This is a genomic window from Paracoccus versutus (assembly GCF_029909795.1).
Taxonomy (GTDB): Bacteria; Pseudomonadota; Alphaproteobacteria; order Rhodobacterales; family Rhodobacteraceae; genus Paracoccus; species Paracoccus versutus.
Genome location: NZ_CP038197.1, coordinates 2,507,476 through 2,525,107, shown reverse-complemented (window position 1 = coordinate 2,525,107; position 17,632 = coordinate 2,507,476). Strand labels below are relative to the sequence as shown.

Here is a 17,632-nt window from a genome sequence, read left to right as displayed (position 1 = left end):
TCGCTGCTCTGCCGATTAGCGGATGTTAGCGATAACATCAAGTCCTTCAAATCCGTCCCCTTTCAATCCTGTTCCCGCGGGGTCGCGCCATGCAACGGGAAGGGCGCGGTTTCGGTTGCATCAAGACGCGCCATCGCCTTGGCCAGGCGCGGCAGGCGGGCGCGGCGCATCAGCTCCTTGCGGGTCATGTCGCCGCCGGCGGCACGGGCGCGCGCCTCGGTCGCCTGCACGGCCGCGAGCACGGTTTCGGGGGCCCGCAGGCAGAGGTCGCGCAGAAATTCGTCGGGATGAATCGCCCGCAGCCCGACCGGGGCCAGCGCCCTGCGCGGAAAGTCGCGCAGATTGGCGGTGACGATCGCCTGTGCCCCGGCGGCCAGCGCACATTCCACCACATGCCGGTCGGCCGGATCGGGCAGGTCCAGCCCGAAGATCTCCTGCCCCGGCTCGACCAGCGCCTGCGGAAAGCGCGATTCCAGCAGCGCGATCTCGACCCCGGCCTCGACGCCCTGGCGGGTTGCGGCATGGCGCCATTCGTCCAGGATGCGGCGCGACCAGAGCGGCTGGAACAGCCCCGCCGCCGCCGTGTCGGCCAGGATCTCCCGCAGCACGGTCGGAAACAGCACGCAGGCGTCCAGGACTGCCTTCATCCGTCCAGCCGGAAGAACAGCGCCTTGAGATAGCCGGTCTCGGCCAATTGCGGCAGCGTGGGGTGGTCCGGGCCGGCCTGTCCGGTATGCAGAAGCTGCATCCGCCGCCCGCCGCGGCCGATGCCGCGGGCGCTGGCATTGCGAAAGGCGTTGAGATCGGCGGCATGGCTGCAGGAACACAGCCCCAGATAGCCGCCCGGCGCGACCAGGGGCGCGGCCAGCTTCGCCACCCGCTCATAGGCACGCAAGCCCGCCTCCAGCGCCGGTTTCGAGGGCGCGAAGGCCGGCGGGTCGCAGATCACCAGATCGAACTGCGCGCCCTCGGCAGCCAGCGCCTCCATCTGCTCGAAGGCGTCGCCCTGGCGGATGGTCAGCCGCGATTCGGCGCCCATGGCGCGCGCGCCGCCCCGTGCCAGCTCCAGCGCGGCGGCCGAGCCGTCGACGCAGGTGGCATGGGTGGCGCCGGCCGCCAGGGCGGCAAGGCCGAAGCCGCCGACATGCGAGAACACGTCCAGCACGCGCTGGCCCTGGGCCAGCCGCTGCGCAAAGGCATGGTTCGGGCGTTGGTCATAGAACAGGCCGGTCTTCTGCCCCTGCGTCAGGTCGGCCAGGTAGATCGCGCCGTTCATCGGCACCTCGACCGGGCCGTCGACGGCGCCCGACAGGATCTCGGTCCGCTCGTCCAGCCCCTCCAGCGCCCGCGCCCGGCCCTGCCCGTTCAGGATCACCGTCGCGACGCCCGCGACCTCGCGCAGCGCCGCGGCGATCTCCCCGACCATGCGCTCGGCCCAGGCGGCATTGGGCTGGATCACCGCGGCATCGCCAAAACGGTCGATGATGGTGCCGGGCAGCCCGTCGGCCTCGGCATGGACCAGCCGGTAAAAGGGCCGGTCGAACAGCCGCGCCCGCAGCGCCAGCGCCCGGTCCAGCCGCGCCGCGATCCAGTCGCGGGTGATCCGCGCCTGCGGGTCGGGGTCCATCACGCGGGCGATGATCCGCGAATCGGGGTTGACCGTGACCAGCCCCAGGGGGCGGCGCTCGGCATCCTCCAGCACGGCGAAGCTGCCCCGCGGGATCGCCCGCGTGCGCCGGTCCGTCACCAGCTCGTCGGCAAAGACCCAGGGAAAGCCGTGGCGGATCGCCTGGGGCTTGGATTTCGGGCGCAGTCGGATGATGGGCAGATCGGCGGTCATGGCGGCCTCGTGCAAAACGGCGCAGGATTGCCACGCCGCGCGGCCGCGGGCAAGAGCCGGCCGGTTGCCTTGTTAACGCTAACGGCTTACATTGGCGCCAAAGGAGATGCCAGCCATGACCCTGCACGCCACCATCGACCGGGTGACCGACCGTATCCGCGAGCGTTCGATCCATAGCCGCAGCGCCTATCTGGCCAAGATCGCCCGCGCCGCCGAGGAAGGGCCGCGCCGCGCCCACCTGTCCTGCGGCAACCAGGCCCATGCCTATGCCGCCATGCCCGACAAGCAGGACTTCGCCGAAACGCGCAAGCCCAACATCGGCATCGTCACCGCCTATAACGACATGCTTTCGGCCCACCAGCCCTATGAGCGTTATCCCGACCTGATCCGCCAGGCCGCCCATGCCGCGGGTGCCACGGCCCAGGTCGCGGGCGGGGTTCCGGCCATGTGCGACGGGGTGACGCAAGGCCGGCCGGGGATGGAGCTGTCGCTGTTCTCGCGCGATGTGATCGCGCTGGCTTCGGGCGTGGCGCTGACGCATGACACCTTCGACGCGGCGCTTTACCTGGGCGTCTGCGACAAGATCGTGCCGGGGCTGATCATCGCCGCCGCCACCTTCGGCCATATCCCCGCCGTCTTCGTGCCGGCCGGCCCCATGCCCTCGGGCCTGCCCAACGACGAGAAATCCAAGGTCCGCCAGCAATTCGCCACCGGCGAGGTCGGCCGCGAGGCGCTGATGGCGGCCGAGATGGCCAGCTATCACGCGCCGGGCACCTGCACCTTCTACGGCACGGCGAACACCAACCAGATGCTGATGGAGTTCATGGGCCTGCATCTGCCGGGCTCCAGCTTCGTCAATCCGAACACGCCCCTGCGCGATGCCCTGACCAGCGCCGCCGTGCAGCGCGCGGCCTCGATCACCCGGCTGGGCAACGACTACCTGCCTGCGGGCGAGGTGCTGGACGAACGCGCCTTCGTCAACGGCATCGTCGGGCTGATGGCGACCGGCGGCTCGACCAACCTGGTGCTGCACCTGCCGGCGATGGCGCGGGCGGCCGGCGTGATCCTGGACCTCGAGGATTTCCACGACCTGTCCGAGACCGTGCCGCTGATGGCCCGCGTCTATCCCAACGGCCTGGCCGACGTGAACCATTTCCATGCCGCGGGCGGCCTTGGCTTCATGATCGGCCAGCTGCTGGAGGCGGGGCTGCTGCACGAGGACGTGCGCACCATCGCCGGCGGCGGGCTGGGGCAATATGCGCAGGAACCCCGCCTCAAGGACGGCCGGATCGAATGGGTCGGCGGCGCGCGCGAGACGCTGAACGACAAGATCCTGCGCCCGGCCACCGATCCCTTTGCCGCGACCGGCGGGCTGAAGCAGCTGTCGGGCAACCTGGGCCGCGGCGTCATCAAGGTCTCGGCCGTGGCGCCAGAACGCCATGTCATCGAAGCCCCCGCGCGCGTCTTTGCCGACCAGGAAGAGGTGAAGGCCGCCTTCAAGCGCGGCGAGTTCACCGAGGACGTGGTGGTCGTCGTCCGCTTCCAGGGCCCCCGCGCCAATGGCATGCCCGAGCTGCATTCGCTGACCCCCACCCTTGCCGTGCTGCAAGATCGCGGGCTGCGGGTGGCGCTGGTCACGGATGGCCGCATGTCCGGCGCCTCGGGCAAGGTTCCCGCGGCGATCCACATCTCGCCCGAGGCGGCCGATGGCGGGCCGCTGGCGCGGCTGCGCGACGGCGATCCCGTCCGGCTCAACGCGGTGGCCGGCACGCTGACCTGCCTTGCCCCCGGCTTCGAGGACCGGCCGGCGGCCATGCATGACCCCTCGCATTCGGCCGAAGGGCTGGGGCGCGAGCTTTTCGCCGCCTTCCGCCGCAATGTCGGCCCCGCCACCGAGGGCGCGGCGGTCGTCGTCTGACCGCCCCCCTGCGAGACACCCGCCGCGCGGCATCCGTCAATGGTCGCGCCGCGCCGGGACGCACAGGGCGATGCCGGTCCCCGACCGGCCGCATCGGCCCGTCCGCGACCGCGGCTCGGCCAGCCGGCGCGGCGGCAGGCGAAGGATCTGTGCCATGCCCGCGATCCGCGGCAGGTCCGGGTGCTGCGGCCCCGCCTCGTCCGCCGCTTCCCGCAGGAACAGCACGGTCAGGCAGACCCGGCCCCCCTCGTCGCGAATCGGGCAGATGCGGGCATCGACCCGGAAGCGCCGCCCCGACTTGGCCACCTGCGCCAGGTCGTGCAGCCGCGCCTCGCGCCCGTCCGGCGTCTCGAGCATGCGCCACAGCCGGTCCGGCACCTTGTCCACGGGATCCAGAAGCATCACCACCGGCCGGCCGATCAACTCCTCGCGCCGATAGCCGCACATGCCCAGGTAGCTTTGGTTCACCGCGACGATATGCCCGGCAAGGTCGAGGATCAGCACCGCGCGATGCGAGCCCATCGCCCGCATGGCCCATTCAAGATCGTGGTGAAGCCGCTGGATTTCGGTCATCCGGGAAACCTCCTGCAAGGGATTTCCGGCAGCATTGCGCCAATAGGCTAAGATTCCGTTAGCGCGCGGAAGTTTTCTTCAGCCTTCGGTCGGCGGGCCGAAACGCTCGATCATCCGCTTGCGGATCTGGTCGCGCACGGTGCGGTAAAGCGCCAGCTTGGCCTCGCGCCCCTCGGCCAGGCCGCTGGGGTCCATGATCGGCCAATACTCCACGTCCAGATGCGAAACCCGCGTCAGTTCAAGGGCTTGCCTCTGGCTGGCCGGCGAAAGGGCGATCACCAGATCAAAGCTGGTCAGGTCGTCGCCCCAGGCCTTCATCTCTTCGAAGGACCGGGCGCGATGGGTCGAAAGCTCGACCCCGATCTCCTTGCAGACGGCGATGGCGAAGCCGTCGATCTCCATGTCGTTCTTGACCCCGGCCGACTGCACATAGGCGGCGCGGCCGTAGAATTTCTTCATCATCCCCTCGGCCATGGGGGAGCGGATGGCGTTGTGGTCGCAGCAAAACAGCACCGAATGGGGAATCGGTCCGACCACGAATCACCCCGGAACGAGCGCGCAGATCAGGGTGAACAGGCGCCGCGCCGTGTCTATGTCGACCTCGGCCTTGCCCTCCAGCCGCTCTTGCAGGGTGCGGGCGCCCTCGTTGTGGATGCCGCGCCGGGCCATGTCGATCGCCTCGATCTGCGCCGGCGGCAGGCGCTTGACCGCGTCGAAATAGCTGGTGCAGATCTGGAAGTAATCCTTGACCGTCTGCCGGAACGGACCCAGCGACAGGTGGAACTCGGCCACCTTGTCCCCCGCTTCGGTGGCGATGTCGAAGACCAGGCGGCGTTCGCGCACCGCCAGCGCCAGGGCATAGGGGCCGGCGGGAACCTCCTGCCCCTCGCGGCCGGGCAGGATGAAGCTGTTGTCCTCGAGCAGGTCGAAGACCGCGACGCGGCGGTCCTGCTCGATCTCGGGCGTGGGCGGCGGCAGGGCGCTGTCGTCGATGTCGATCCGGCACAGCCGGTTCGTGGACTGGCTCATGGCTGCCCCCCGTTCAGAACCGCCAGCCGCGCCGAGACCGAGCGGCCATGCGCCGAAAGCCCCTCGGATTCGGCCAGCCGCACCGCGGCCGGGCCGATCGCCCCTAGCGCCTGGGGCGAGAGCCGGGCGATGGTGCTGCGCTTGAGGAAATCCATCACCGACAGGCCCGACGAGAACCGCGCCGAGCGCGCCGTCGGCAGGACATGGTTGGGACCGCTGACATAATCGCCCACCGCCTCGGGCGTCCAGCCGCCCAGGAAGATCGCCCCGGCATGGCGGGTCTTTTCCGCCAGCGCCTCGGGATCGTCGACGCAAAGCTCCAGGTGCTCGGGGGCGAGCCGGTCCGAAAGCGCCGCCGCCTCGTCGAGGTCGCGCGTCACGATCACCGTGCCATAATCGCGCCAGCTGGCGCCCGCCACCTCGGCGCGCGGCAGGGCCGGCAGGATGCGCTCGACCTCGGCCACCACGGCGCGGGCCAGGGATTCGTCGGGAGTGACCAGGATCGACTGGGCATCGGCATCATGCTCGGCCTGGGCCAACAGGTCCAGCGCCAGCCATTCGGGGTTCTGCGCGCCCTGGGCGATGATCAGCACCTCCGAAGGGCCGGCGATCATGTCGATGCCGACACGGCCGAAAACCTGCCGCTTGGCTGCCGCGACATAGGCATTGCCGGGGCCGGTGATCTTGTCCACCGGCCGGATGGTCCGGGTGCCATAGGCCATGGCGGCGATCGCCTGCGCCCCGCCGATGCGATAGATCTCGTCCACCCCGGCCAGTTCGGCCGCCAGCAGCACCAGCGGGTTCACCACGCCGCCGGGCGTCGGCACGCAGACCACCAGCCGCTCGACCCCCGCCACCCGCGCGGGAATGGCATTCATCAGCACCGACGAGGGATAGCTCGCCTGCCCGCCCGGCACATAGAGCCCCGCGGCCGCGACCGGCGTCCAGCGCCAGCCCAGGGTCGCGCCCTCGGGATCGGTCCAGCTGAGATCGTCGGGCATCTGCCGGGCATGATAGGCGCGGATGCGGCTTGCAGCCATGGCCAGGGCGGCGCGATCCTCGGCCGAGACCTTCGCGGTCTGCGCGGCGATCTCCTCGCGCGAGAAGGCCAGCGTTTCCGGCGTCAGCGCCAGGCGGTCGAAACGCCCGGTCAACTCGACCAGCGCATCATCGCCCCGGCTGCGCACATCGGCGATGATCGCCGCCACCGCATCGTTCACATCGGCCGCATCCTCGCGCTTCATCGAAAGAAGCGCGGCGAAGCGTTCGGCGAAATCGGGCTGGGCGGTCGAAAGGTGGATGGGCATGGCTCGAGCCTTCAATGACCCGCCCTTGTTAGCCGCTGCGGGCAAGGGGCTCAAGCGGCTATGGCAGCGCTGAACCTGCCGGTTCAGCGCGGGATGCAAGGCCGGATTCGAGTATTTGTGGAACAGAGAAGCGCTCGTCTTCTTCGTTCCCCAAATACCCATCCGGCCGCGAAACCGGCGTACGCGCACCCTGAAGTGCGCGGCGGATCAAGTGTCGGAATGCTGGGGCGCGCGGCGCGAGGGGGCGACATAGGGCCGCGTCACGTCGCGCAGCTCGACGTTCAGGCATTCCGCGTCGATGGCCAGCGTGCCGTCGCCGGCGAACTCCAGCAGCAGACGGCCGGTGCCATCCTCGCCCGCCTGCCATGTCAGGGCCAGCAGTTCCAGGACCAGATCCTTGTCCTTGCGGTCGATGCCGTCGCTCAGCACCCGCTGCACGTCCGAGATCAGCAGCACGGAGCGCACCCGCTCATAGGGGCGGCCGTCGCGGCGCGCGAGTTCGGCATCCTCCCAGCGAAAGCGGTTCAGGAGCAGCGCCAGCTGGCGGTGGCGGCTGTCATAGGCGATCTCGGTCACCGGCAGGATCGCATCCTGCGTAAGCGTCGAGATCACGGTCAGGTCGTCGGCATCGCCGGCCAGCAGCACCAGCGGCGCGGGATCGGCATCGGTGAAACGGGCGTCAGCCATCGGCGGGGGTCTCCTTGATGCGTTCGATATCGGCACCGACGCCGCGCAGCTTGCGCACCACCTTCTCATAGCCGCGATCCAGGTGATAGACGCGGCTGATGATGGTTTCGCCCTCGGCGGCGAGCCCGGCGAGGATCAGGCTGACCGAGGCGCGCAGGTCGGTGGCCATCACCGGGGCGCCGCGCAGCTTTTCGACGCCGTGGACGGTGGCGTGGCCGCCGTGAACCTCGATCCGGGCGCCCATGCGCGCCAGTTCCGGGGCATGCATGAAGCGGTTCTCGAAGATCCGCTCCTCCAGGACCGACGTGCCCTCGGCGGTGCAGAGCAGCGCCATCATCTGCGCCTGAAGGTCGGTCGGGAAGCCGGGGAAGGGTTCGGTCACCACGTCGACCGCGCGGATCCGGCCGTTCTTGCGCGCGACCTTCAGCCCGCGCCCGGTTTCGACCACCTCGATGCCGGCCTCGTCCAGCTTTTCGCAGAAGGCGGCGACCAGGTCGATGCGGCCGCCCAGGCATTCGACCTCGCCGCCGCAGATCGCCGGGGCCAGCATGTAGGTGCCCAGCTCGATCCGGTCCGTCACCACCGGATGCGTGGCGCCGCCCAGTGCCTGCACGCCCTCGACGGTGATGGTCGAGGTGCCTTCACCCTCGATCTGCGCGCCCATGCGGCGCAGGCATTCGGCCAGGTCCACGATCTCGGGCTCGCGCGCGGCGTTGTTGAGCACGGTCGTGCCCCGCGCCAGCGTCGCCGCCATCAGCGCGTTCTCGGTCGCCCCGACCGAGACCAGCGGAAAGTCGATCACCGCGCCCCTGAGGCCGCCCGAGGGCGCCTTGGCATGGACATAGCCCTCGCGCAGGTCGAGTTCCGCCCCCATCGCCTCGAGCGCGCGCAGGTGCAGGTCCACCGGCCGGGCGCCGATGGCGCAGCCGCCGGGCAGGGACACGACGGCATGGCCGTCGCGCGCCAGCATCGGCCCCAGCACCAGGATCGAGGCGCGCATCTTGCGCACGATGTCGTAATCGGCCCGGTGGCTGGTCAGGTCGTGGCTCGACAGCGCCAGCACCTGCCCGTCCTGGAGGCTGGCGACCTCGGCCCCCAGCGATTGCAGGAGCGCGGTCATGGTGCGGATGTCCGAGAGCCGCGGCGCATTGGTCAGCGTCAGCGGCTGGTCGGTCAGCAGGGTCGCCGGCATCAGCGCCAGGCAGGCGTTCTTGGCGCCGGCGATCGGGATCTCGCCCTTGAGCGGCCCGTTCCCCCTTACAATGATCTGGTCCATCTATTCCTCGTTCGTGGGCGCTTGCCGGCTTGGCGGCATCCCTGGCCCATGCTGCTCGTTCGTCGTTTCCGCCGATGTCCCGGCCCGCGCGCGCCCCTGCGCCTTGCGCCGCGCGAGATTGGCCCGCAACGCGGCCTTGAGCCGCGCTTCGCGTGTATCGTCCTGGGGATCGCGGGGTGTTCTTGTCATGCCTTTCTGTTAGCGTCCTTGCCGGCTTGCGTCCAGCGGCGGCGCCCTGGCCGCGCGGCGATCGGCAACGATCGGCGAAATGCATTTTTCCCGATCTTCCCCCTTGCACGCCCGGCACAGTCGGTCTAAAGCCCCGTCCACGGCGCTGCGGTAGCTCAGTGGTAGAGCACTCCCTTGGTAAGGGAGAGGTCGAGAGTTCAATCCTCTCTCGCAGCACCATCCCATCCCTTCACATCTTGGCCTGCAGACCCTGGGACTTCCTGCATTGCAGCGGCTGGCCGGTGCAGTTGATGCGTGCCGGGGCGCAGTTTTCGGATTAGCCGTGCAAGCCTGCCGACCCTGTCGCAGCTGCCGACGGGCGGCCCGGAAACGCAAGCGGTGCCCGCTCGCAGGCCCGTTTCCGAGCCGGTTCCGGGGCAGGAAGCCCCCGGCCCTCTGCCACGATCTCCTCGACGGAAAAGCGCCGCGATTTCCGGCGTGTCCTGTGGGTTACGCAGCCCCTTGAAGACGGCCGCCTCGCCCTTGCGCGACCTTGTGGCGGCGAGGTCGCGGGGATGCTGTTCCCGCCCCTGAGCCCTGTCCGTCGCGTCGGCGGCAGGGCGGATGGTCCGGCGAGAAGCCCGGAGGCGTCCGCCCCGCCCTACTGCTTGCGTTCCCAGCGGCCGCCGGCCTCGGACCAGTATTCCGCGGCGACATCCTCGGCCTTCAGCGCCCGCCATTGCGTCCGGGCGCGCTCCAGCGCCTCTGCGTCATTGCCGTCGAAGACGATGCAGGCGCGTTCCAGCGCCAGGCATTCGGCACCCGACACCCCGGCCCCGTCCAGCGCGATCAGGCAGCGCGGGTCATTGGCGGCCGCCTGGCCCTCGACGGTCAGCAGCACCGGCTGGCGGGCGTCATGCGGCCCGCCGGCCAGGCCATGCGGCAGGAAGCCCTCGCCCAGCCACAGCCGTTCGTCCAGGGCCACCTGCCGCGCCCGGTCCCTGCCCCGCAGCTCGACCCGCCAGCCCGCCTGCAGGCTCTTGCCGATCAGCATCGGCAAGAGCTGCACCGGGCCCGAGCGGGTCAGGTGATAGAACAGGGCCGAGCCCATCAGCCCCGCCTTTCGAAACGGTCGCGCACCAGCCGGTCCAGCGTCATCACCCCCCAGCCGGATGCGCCCTTGGGCGCAAGCCCGGTCTCGGCGGGCGGCAGCGCCACCCCGGCAATGTCCAGATGCACCCAGGGCAGGCCCTCGCCCACGAAACGCTGCAGGAACTGCGCCGCGGTGATCGAGCCGGCCGCGCGACCGCCGGTGTTCTTGATGTCGGCCAGGCGCGAATCGATCAGCTTGTCATAGGCCGGGCCCAGCGGCAGGCGCCAGGCGCCCTCCCCCTCGGCCTTGGCGGCGTCCAGCACCGCAGTGGCGAAGGCGTCGTCGTTGGAAAACACGCCGGCATTCTCATGCCCCAGCGCGATGATGACGGCGCCGGTCAGCGTCGCCAGGTCGACCAGGGCGGCGGGCTTGAAGCGTTGCTGCGCATACCAAAGCACATCGGCCAGCACGAGCCGGCCCTCGGCATCGGTGTTGATCACCTCGATCGTGTCGCCCTTCATCGAGCGGACGATGTCGCCCGGACGCTGGGCGCGCCCGTCGGGCATGTTCTCGACCAGGCCGACCAGGCCCACGACATTGGCCTTGGCCCGGCGCAGCGCCAGCACCCGCATGACGCCGGCAACCACGCCCGCGCCGCCCATGTCCATGGTCATCTCTTCCATGCCGGCGGCGGGCTTGATCGAGATGCCGCCGGTGTCGAAGACCACGCCCTTGCCGACCAGCGCCAGCGGCGCGGCATCGCCGCCGCCGTTCCAGCGCATGACCACGACCTTGGACGGGCTTTCGGAACCCTGCCCCACGGCCAGCAGCGCGCGCATCCCCAGCTTGGCCAGCTCGTCCTCTTCCAGCACCTCGACCTCGAGGCCCAGCTCGCGCATGGCCAGCAGCCGGTCGGCGAAATCGCCGGTGGTCAGGACGTTGGCGGGCTCGTTCACCAGGTCGCGGGTGAAGAACACCCCCTCGGCCAGGGCGGCGCCATCGGCCGCGGCACGCGCCAGCGCCTCGGGGTTCTGGTGCATGAAGATCACCCGGCCGCGCGGCGTGGCGCCCTGGGTCGGCTCGGATGCCGGATCGTCGGTGCCTGCCGCATCGGACAGCCGCGCATCCTGGGGCGCGCCGGTGCGGCTGGTGGTCGCGGCGGGCTCGGCCGGGGCCTCTCCCTCGGCGGCAGCGCCATTGCCGGATTTCTTCGTCTTGTAGGCCGAGAAGTCATAGGCCCGCAGCGCCAGCCCCAGCGCCACCTCGGCCGCGCGCGCCTGGTTGCCGGCCAGCACCAGCGTCTCGGCCTTGCCCAGCTTGGCGCCGATGCTGGCGCCCGCCGCCCGCGCCGTCGCCACGTCGGCATCGGCCGGCAACAGCACGAGCTGCAGCGATTCGGCCTTCAGCCCAGCGGGAAAGGCCAGTTCCAGCGCCTTGCCGGGCTTGACCGCCTTCCATGCCTCCGAGGCGAAGGCGCGCCCCAGCGCCTCGCGCGTGGCGCGCGGCAGTCCGGCGGGCAACCGCCCCGCCTTGGGCACCAGGATGGCGACGCGGCCGGGCCGCTCGGCCAGCCCCGCGACATCCGTCGCCGTAAAGGAAATTTCGACCGGATGAGTCATGGTCCCGCCCCTCGCGTTGCTCTGTCTTGGCGGAAACTAGTCACGCCCGCGCGGCTTGACCAGAGCCGGGGCTTTCCCAACCGCCGCGCAGCGGCTAATCAGGCGGGGTCCGAGCCCGCGAAAGCCCCCATGCCCCGCATCGACCGCTACATCCTGTCGCAACTGCTGACCCTGTTCGGGTTCTTCGCGCTGGTGCTGGTCTCGGTCTATTGGATCAACCGCGCCGTCTCGCTGTTCGAGCAGCTGATCTCGGACGGGCAGACGGCGCTGGTGGTGCTGGAGTTCACCGCGCTGACCCTGCCGCTGGTGATCTCGGTCGTGCTGCCGATCGCGGCCTTCGCGGCCAGCGCCTATGGCACCAACCGGCTGGCCTCGGAATCCGAGCTGGTGGCGATGCAGGCGACGGGCATGTCGCCCTGGCGGCTGGCGCGGCCGGTGCTGGTCTTTGGCGTGCTGGTCGGGCTGATGGTGGCGCTGCTGGTCCATGCCGTGGTGCCGATGGCGCGCGGACGGCTGGCCGACCGCCAGGCCGAGATCGCGCAGAACGTCACCGCGCAATTCCTGCGCGCCGGCGCCTTCCAGTATCCGGTGCAGGGGGTCACGCTTTACATCCGCGACATCGCGGCGGACGGGCGTCTGGTGGACTTCTTCCTCGAGGACGCCCGCGACCCGGGCAGCCAGACCACCTATACCGCGGCCGAGGCGCTGCTGGTCAGGACCGACGAGGGGCCGCGGCTGGTGATGATGCAGGGCATGGTGCAGGACCTGCGCCACGCCGGCGACCGGCAAAGCCTGTCGGTGACGCGGTTCTCCGAACTGGCCTATGACCTCGGCACGCTGATCGACACGGGCGCCAGCCGCAAGCGCGACCTGCGCGCCTATTCGACGCCGCGGCTGCTGGATCCCGACCCCGAGCTGCTGGCCGCGACCGGCGCCACCCCCGACCGCGCCCTGGCCGAGGCGCATGAACGGCTGGCCAAGCCCTTCCAGGCGCCGGTGGCGGCGCTGCTGGGCTTTGGCATGCTGCTGCTGGGCGGCTTCAGCCGCTTCGGCGTCTGGCGGCAGGTGATCTGGGCGGTGGTGGCGCTGATCGTGGTGCAGTTCCTCAGCACGGCGGCCGAGAACCAGGTCGCCGGCAACGCCGCGCGCTGGCCGCTGATCTATGTCTCGCCCCTGGTCGGCGCGGCGATCTGCGCCGCGGTGCTGTGGCTTGCCGCCCGGCCGCGGCGGCTGCGCGGCGCCGCCAAGGCGACCGCGGCAAAAGGGGGCGCGGCATGATCCTGTCCACCTATGTCGCGCGGCGCTTCCTGCGCATGCTGGTGATGATCGCGGCGATCTTCGGCGCCATCCTGTTCCTGATCGACGTGGTCGAGCAGATCCGCCGCTTCTCGGACGAGAATATCGGGCTTTCCGGCGCGGCGGGCCTGTCGCTGCTGAACATCACCGCCAGCTTCTATTCCATCCTGCCGCTGATCACGGTGCTGGCGGGGATCGCGCTGTTCCTGGGCCTGTCGCGCAGCTCGGAACTGGTGGCGATCCGCGCCTCGGGGCGTTCGGGCATCCGGGTGCTTTGCGCCCCGGCGATCACGGCGGCGCTGGCTGGGATGCTGGCGGTCGCGGTGCTGAACCCGATGGTGGCGGCGACGACCAAGCGCTATGACGACGCGGTCGCGCAGATGCGCAGCGGCGGCGGCCAGACCGTCAGCGTCGGCGACAATGCGGTCTGGCTGCGCCAGGCCCTGCCCGAGCTGGACGCGAACGGGGCCGAGACCGCGGGCCAGGTCGTCATCCGCGCCAGCCGCGCCAGCCCCGATGCCACGACGCTGTATGACGCAACCTTCATGGTGTATTCGCCCGAGACCGGGCCGACCCGCCGTATCGACGCCGCCACCGCGCGGCTGACCCAGGGCGCATGGGAGCTGACGGACACCAAGGAATGGCCGCTGACCCAGCCCAACCCCGAGGCCATGGCCCGCACCGCGCCGCGGCTGGAGCTGCCGACCGACCTGACCGCCGCCCGCATCCGCGACAGTTTCGGCCGGCCCGAGGCGATCCCGGTCTGGCAGTTGCCGACCTTTATCCAGGGGCTGGAGCGGGCGGGCTTTTCCGCCCAGCGCCACAAGGTCTGGTTCCAGATGGAACTGGCCCGGCCGCTGCTGATGGCGGCCATGATCGCCATCGCGGCGGTGTTCACCATGCGCCACATGCGCGGGCGCCGGATGGGGCTTCTGGTGCTGGGCGCCTTCGGCTGCGGCATCGCGCTGTTCTTCCTGCGCAACCTGGCGCAGGTGCTGGGCGACAACGGCGGCATCCCGCCGGCGCTGGCCGGCTGGGCGCCGCCCGTCGTGGCGCTGCTTTTCGCCCTCGGGGCACTCTTGCGGCTGGAGGACGGTTGATGGCGCGCAGGCACAAGGGACGCAAGACTGCGAAAACGGCGCGCGCGGCGCTGCTGGCGGCCATGCTGCCCGGCATGGCGCTGGGGCAAAGCCTGACGCCCGAGGGCCAGACCCTGCCGGTCTATGACCAGCCCGAAGAGGTGCCGCAGGGCCCCGCCGGCCCGGCGCTGGCCCCGACCGAAAGCCCCGATGACAGCGCCCGCTTCGCCGACGGCACCGAGGCGTCGCAGACGCCCCGCGTCGCCGCCCGGTCCGGCGGCCTGCGCATCACCGGCAGCGAGGCCGAGGGCACCGGCAGCCCGGCCACGCTGCTGGCCGACCAGGTCACGCTGGGCGCGGACAACCGGCTGACCGCCTCGGGCGGGGTGGTGATCTGGTATCGCGGCGCGCGGCTGGTGGCCTCGCGCGTGGTCTATGACAACGAAACCGGCGCGGCGTTGATCGAGGGGCCGATCCACCTGACCGAACCGGCCCGCGCCGGCACGCCCCAGGAAACCATCCTGATCGCCGACAGCGCCCAGCTGGACCCGAACATGCAGGACGGCATCCTGCGCGGCGCCCGGCTGGTGCTGGCGCGCGAGATGCAGATGGCCGCGCGCGAGATGCGCCGCAGCGAGAACGGCGCCGTCACCCGGCTGGACAATGTCGTCGCCTCCAGCTGCCAGATCTGCGCCGAGAACCCGATCCCGCTGTGGGAAATCCGCGCCCAGGCCATCACCCATGATGCGCGCACGAACAAGCTGCATTTCGACCGCCCGCAGCTGCGCGCGCTTGGCCTGCCCATCGCCAGCCTGCCCTGGCTGACCGCGCCCGATCCCAGCGTCGAGCGCATGACCGGATTCCTGCGGCCGCAGTTCCGCACCACCTCGGGGCTGGGGTTCGGCATCAAGCTGCCCTATTTCGTCACGCTGGGCGATCATGCGGACATCACGCTGACGCCCTATGTCGCCGTTTCGCGCACCCGCACGCTGGAGCTGCGCTATCGCCAGGCCTTCAGCAACGGCGCGATGGAATGGAACGGCGCCATCTCGCGCGACAGCATCGAGCAGGGTCGCACCCGCGGCTATCTGTTCGGCGGCGCGCGGTTCGAGCTGCCGCGCGGCTACATGCTGGGCTTGCAGATCCAGATGGCCAGCAACCGCGCCTATCTGCTGGATTACGACATCTCCAGCGCCGACCGGCTGTGGAGCGGGCTGACGCTGGACCGCGTGCGCCGCGACCGCATGATGATGGCGCGGATCGGCAATTACGAATCGCTGCGCGAGGACGAGGCCGATGAGTTCACCCCCTCGGTCGTCGCCGATGCGCTGTGGAAGCGGCGCTGGACGCCCGGCCGGATCGGCGGCATCGCCAGCCTGGAATGGTCGCTGCACGCCCACCGCCGCTCGTCCTCGCTGGATCGCGACGGCCGCGACATGGCGCGCGGCTCGGTCGCGCTGGACTGGTATCGCAGCGCGATCCTGCCTGGCGGGCTGGTCGGCACGGTCGAGACCCGGCTGGACGCCGATTTCTACCGCATCAACCAGGACAGCGATTATGACGACTGGGTGGTGCGGGCCGATCCGGTGCTGGCGGCCGAGCTGCGCTGGCCCTTCGCCCGCCATTCCGGCGGCGTCACCCATATCGTCGAGCCGGTGGCGCAGCTGGTCTGGTCGCCCGAACGCGACGCCGAGGACAAGGTGCCGAACGAGGACAGCCAGCTGATCGAATTCGACGAGGGCAACCTGTTCGCGCTGAACCGCTTTCCGGGCTGGGATGCGCGCGAATCGGGCTGGCGCGCCAACCTGGGCATCGGCTGGACCCGGATCGACCCGGCCGGCTGGTCCATCGGCCTGACCGCCGGGCGCGTCTTTCGCGACGAGGCCGACGCGGCCTTCGAAAGCGGCGCCACCGATCCGGGGTTCTGGGACGGCGGCCCCTTGGGCGGCAAGCGCTCGGACTGGCTGCTGGCGGCGCATTACTCGGGGTCGAACGGGCTTGCCATCGCCAACCGCGCGCTGTTCGACGACGGTTTCTCGATCAGCCGCAACGAGCTGCGGCTGGGCTGGTTCAGGCCGGGACTGCAGGTCTCGGCCGGCTATCTCTGGCTTGATTCGGATGAAGGCGAAAGCCGCGACAAGGATGTGTCGGAACTGACCATGGCCGGGGGCTGGCAGGTCGCGCCCGGCTGGTGGGCCACGACCGAGACGCGGTATGACTTCACCGCCGATCGCGCGCAAAAGGCGCAGCTGGGCCTGGAATACCGCAACGAATGCATAACCGTCGAAATGTCGGTCGAGCGGCGCTTTACCTCATCGGAAGAGGTGCGGCCGGACACCCGGCTGGACCTGGGCATCCGGCTGGGCGGCTTCGGCCAGCAAAAGCCCGGTCCGGGAACGGTGGCGCGCCGCGCCTGCCTGCGCTAATGTCCGGCGAAACCATGCGGCGAGGGAGCTGATGCGGCGAATTCTTCTGGGGGCGGCCATGGCCGCGATGCTGGCAGCAGGCGGGGTGGCCCCGGCCTTTGCGCAGGGCAATCCGTTCCAGCCGCTGGTCTATGTCAACGATTCGGCCGTCACCCGCTATGAGCTGGAACAGCGCATCCGCTTCCTGCAGATCCTGCGCGCGCCCGATGCCGACCGCGCCTCGGCCGAGCAGGCGCTGATCGACGACCGGCTGCGCCTGTTTGCCGCGAACCAGATGGGCATCACCGCCAGCGACGCCCAGATCGACGCCGGCCTGGCCGAGTTCGCCGGCCGCGCCAATCTTGGCGTCGAGGAATTCACCCGCGCCCTGGCCCAGGCCGGGGTCGAACAGCAGACCTTCCGCGATTTCGTCGCCGCCGGCATTGTCTGGCGCGAGGTGGTGCGCCAGCGCCTGGTGCCGCAGGTCCAGGTCAGCGACGCCGAGCTGGACCAGGAAATGCAGCGCCTGATCGAGACGCCGCGCATCACCCATGTCGCGCTGTCCGAACTGATCATCCCCGCGCCGCCCGGCCAGGAGGCGCAGGCCATGGGCCTGGCGGAATCGCTGGTGCAGAGCGTGCGCTCGGAGGCGGATTTCGCCGCGGCGGCGCGGCAGCATTCCGCGACGCCCTCGGCCGAGGAAAGCGGGCGGCTGCCCTGGATGCCGCTGGAGAACCTGCCGCCCTCGCTGCGGCCGATCATCCTGTCGATGAAGCCCGGCCAGATCAGCCAGCCCCTGACCGTCGAGGGCGCGGTGGTGCTGTTCTTCCTGCGCGACAGCCGCGGCGCGCTGCGTCCCGGCGCCAGGGAACAGGTGCTGGACTACGTGCGCTTCCGGCTGGCCAGCCTGGCCGAGGCGAACCGGATCGCGGCGCTTTCCGACAGCTGCGCCGATCTTTTCGTCCATGCCCGCGGCCTGCCGCCCGAGCAGATCCAGCGCCAGACCCTGCCGCAAGGCCAGATCCCGGCCGCCGAGGCGCTGCGGCTGGCGGTGCTGGACGACAATGAGACCTCGGTGGTCAGCCAGGGCGGCGCGGCCGAATTGCTGATGCTGTGCAAGCGCCAGTCCGCGCTGCTGGCCTCCGGCGCCGCGGCGGAGGCGCCGGTGGCGGTGGCGGTGACGGCCGAGGGCGAGGCGGCCGCCGCGCCCGATCCCGACACGCTGCCGGACCGTGAAGAGATGCGCAGCCAGATCTTCAGCCGCAAGGTCGGCCAGGCAGCCGACAACTACCTGGCCGAGTTGCGGGCCAATGCAATCATCCGGCGGCCTTGAGCCCGGTTG

Annotated in this window: 16 protein-coding genes, 1 tRNA gene and 1 pseudogene; 7 read left to right on the top strand and 11 right to left on the bottom strand. The window is 70.4% G+C overall.

All coding sequences use genetic code 11. The features are described 5' to 3' along the window. Window positions 1-62: 62 nt before the first annotated feature. Together E3U25_RS23835 and E3U25_RS23830 are read right to left on the bottom strand one after the other, a co-directional pair. Window positions 63-647, bottom strand: a complete 585-nt coding sequence (locus E3U25_RS23835; RefSeq protein WP_116222884.1) for an RSP_2648 family PIN domain-containing protein — start codon at window positions 645-647, stop codon at window positions 63-65. Continuing rightward, complete coding sequence (locus E3U25_RS23830) at window positions 644-1,840, bottom strand: RSP_2647 family RNA methyltransferase (RefSeq protein WP_116222885.1); 1,197 nt, start codon at window positions 1,838-1,840, stop codon at window positions 644-646. The genes E3U25_RS23835 and E3U25_RS23830 overlap by 4 nt, the downstream gene beginning before the upstream one ends. Window positions 1,841-1,955: 115 nt before the next feature. Between E3U25_RS23830 and edd the strand changes: the two genes are divergently transcribed. After that, a complete protein-coding gene (edd, locus tag E3U25_RS23825) occupies window positions 1,956-3,758 on the top strand; it encodes a phosphogluconate dehydratase (protein WP_116222886.1) in 1,803 nt (600 codons plus the stop codon). 36 nt (window positions 3,759-3,794) lie between these two features. Here edd and E3U25_RS23820 read toward each other — a convergent pair whose 3' ends face one another. The 7 genes from E3U25_RS23820 to E3U25_RS23790 all read right to left on the bottom strand — a co-directional run bounded on the left by E3U25_RS23820 (window position 3,795) and on the right by E3U25_RS23790 (window position 8,819). Beyond that, the gene (locus E3U25_RS23820) at window positions 3,795-4,331 is read right to left on the bottom strand and encodes a PAS domain-containing protein (RefSeq protein ID WP_116222887.1); all 537 of its coding nucleotides are present in this window, start codon (window positions 4,329-4,331) and stop codon (window positions 3,795-3,797) included. Between the two features lie 78 nt (window positions 4,332-4,409). After that, entirely contained in the window at window positions 4,410-4,868 is a 459-nt protein-coding gene (locus tag E3U25_RS23815) for an arsenate-mycothiol transferase ArsC (RefSeq protein WP_036751729.1), read from the bottom strand. A gap of 3 nt (window positions 4,869-4,871) precedes the next feature. Continuing rightward, window positions 4,872-5,360 (bottom strand): UPF0262 family protein, encoded by a 489-nt coding sequence (locus E3U25_RS23810; protein ID WP_114535844.1) that lies wholly within the window; start codon window positions 5,358-5,360, stop codon window positions 4,872-4,874. Beyond that, a complete protein-coding gene (gene hisD, locus E3U25_RS23805) occupies window positions 5,357-6,667 on the bottom strand; it encodes a histidinol dehydrogenase (RefSeq protein ID WP_116222888.1) in 1,311 nt (436 codons plus the stop codon). The genes E3U25_RS23810 and hisD overlap by 4 nt, the downstream gene beginning before the upstream one ends. A 207-nt stretch (window positions 6,668-6,874) precedes the next feature. Beyond that, window positions 6,875-7,354, bottom strand: coding sequence for a DUF2948 family protein (locus E3U25_RS23800; RefSeq protein ID WP_116222889.1), 480 nt, complete (start codon window positions 7,352-7,354; stop codon window positions 6,875-6,877). Beyond that, complete coding sequence (murA, locus tag E3U25_RS23795; protein WP_036751737.1) at window positions 7,347-8,630, bottom strand: UDP-N-acetylglucosamine 1-carboxyvinyltransferase; 1,284 nt, start codon at window positions 8,628-8,630, stop codon at window positions 7,347-7,349. The genes E3U25_RS23800 and murA overlap by 8 nt, the downstream gene beginning before the upstream one ends. Continuing rightward, entirely contained in the window at window positions 8,631-8,819 is a 189-nt protein-coding gene (locus E3U25_RS23790; RefSeq protein WP_114535847.1) for a hypothetical protein, read from the bottom strand. A 144-nt stretch (window positions 8,820-8,963) separates the two neighbouring features. On the opposite strand from E3U25_RS23790, the gene E3U25_RS23785 reads away from it, so the two are divergent. Further along, a tRNA-Thr gene (locus tag E3U25_RS23785) sits at window positions 8,964-9,038 on the top strand. Window positions 9,039-9,459: 421 nt separating this feature from the next. Here E3U25_RS23785 and E3U25_RS23780 read toward each other — a convergent pair. Both E3U25_RS23780 and E3U25_RS23775 read right to left on the bottom strand, forming a co-directional pair. Beyond that, entirely contained in the window at window positions 9,460-9,909 is a 450-nt protein-coding gene (locus E3U25_RS23780; protein WP_114535848.1) for a DNA polymerase III subunit chi, read from the bottom strand. Next, on the bottom strand, window positions 9,909-11,510 hold the full coding sequence (locus E3U25_RS23775) for a leucyl aminopeptidase (protein WP_116222890.1): 1,602 nt from the start codon (window positions 11,508-11,510) through the stop codon (window positions 9,909-9,911). Before E3U25_RS23775 ends, E3U25_RS23780 begins: the two co-directional genes overlap by 1 nt. A gap of 129 nt (window positions 11,511-11,639) precedes the next feature. On the opposite strand from E3U25_RS23775, the gene lptF reads away from it, so the two are divergent. The 5 genes and pseudogenes from lptF to E3U25_RS23750 all read left to right on the top strand — a co-directional run bounded on the left by lptF (window position 11,640) and on the right by E3U25_RS23750 (window position 17,623). Continuing rightward, window positions 11,640-12,788, top strand: coding sequence for an LPS export ABC transporter permease LptF (gene lptF / locus E3U25_RS23770; protein WP_036751744.1), 1,149 nt, complete (start codon window positions 11,640-11,642; stop codon window positions 12,786-12,788). Further along, window positions 12,785-13,906: an LPS export ABC transporter permease LptG gene (lptG, locus tag E3U25_RS23765; protein ID WP_072461592.1), complete on the top strand. Its 1,122-nt coding sequence runs from the start codon at window positions 12,785-12,787 to the stop codon at window positions 13,904-13,906. The genes lptF and lptG overlap by 4 nt, the downstream gene beginning before the upstream one ends. After that, on the top strand, window positions 13,906-16,311 hold the full coding sequence (locus tag E3U25_RS23760; protein ID WP_072461563.1) for an LPS-assembly protein LptD: 2,406 nt from the start codon (window positions 13,906-13,908) through the stop codon (window positions 16,309-16,311). Before lptG ends, E3U25_RS23760 begins: the two co-directional genes overlap by 1 nt. A gap of 19 nt (window positions 16,312-16,330) precedes the next feature. Continuing rightward, a pseudogene (locus tag E3U25_RS23755) lies at window positions 16,331-16,732 on the top strand (SurA N-terminal domain-containing protein); the annotation flags it as partial. 75 nt (window positions 16,733-16,807) lie between these two features. After that, the gene (locus E3U25_RS23750; RefSeq protein ID WP_255469689.1) at window positions 16,808-17,623 is read left to right on the top strand and encodes a peptidylprolyl isomerase; all 816 of its coding nucleotides are present in this window, start codon (window positions 16,808-16,810) and stop codon (window positions 17,621-17,623) included. The last annotated feature ends 9 nt before the right edge of the window (window positions 17,624-17,632 follow it).